This is a genomic window from Amycolatopsis vastitatis, from assembly GCF_002234595.1.
Taxonomy (GTDB): Bacteria; Actinomycetota; Actinomycetes; order Mycobacteriales; family Pseudonocardiaceae; genus Amycolatopsis; species Amycolatopsis vastitatis.
Map to the genome: position 1 here is coordinate 1 of NZ_NMUL01000137.1, position 565 is coordinate 565.

General features: G+C 68.5%; 1 protein-coding gene. It reads left to right on the forward strand.

Features of this window, described 5'->3' with window-relative positions; genetic code table 11:
- Positions 1 to 532 (forward strand): IS30 family transposase (locus tag CF165_RS49780; RefSeq protein WP_143268992.1); only part of this gene is annotated, 532 nt, incomplete at its 5' end.
- Positions 533 to 565 lie beyond the last annotated feature (33 nt).

Genomic DNA, 565 nt, shown 5'->3' on the forward strand with positions numbered 1-565 from the left:
ACGTTTCACCGCCCCGATGGTGATGATCAGCGACCGCCCGGCCGAGGCCAACGACCGCGCGGTCCCCGGCCACTGGGAAGGCGACCTGATCATCGGCGGGGACGGCGCATCAGCCATCGCCACCCTGGTGGAACGTGCCACCCGCTACGTGCTGCTGGTCCACCTCGGTGGCTCCCACACCGCCGAGCACGTCCGCGACGCCCTCGTCACCACCGCCGCGACGCTGCCGCAGCAGCTGGCCCGCTCGCTGACCTGGGACCAGGGCAGCGAGATGAGCCGCCACCACGAGTTCAGCATCGCCACCGGCATCCCGGTCTACTTCTGCGACCCCCACAGCCCCTGGCAGCGCGGCTCCAACGAAAACACCAACGGGCTGCTCCGCCAGTACTTCCCCAAAGGCAGCAACCTCGCCATCCACAGCCCCGAAGAGCTGGCCGCCGTCGCCGCCCAGCTCAACCGCCGCCCACGCAAAACGCTCGGCTGGGACACCCCAGCCGAGCGCTTGGCTAAACTCCTGACCAAAGCCAGTTGATCACCTGTGTTGCAACAACCCCTGGAATCCGCC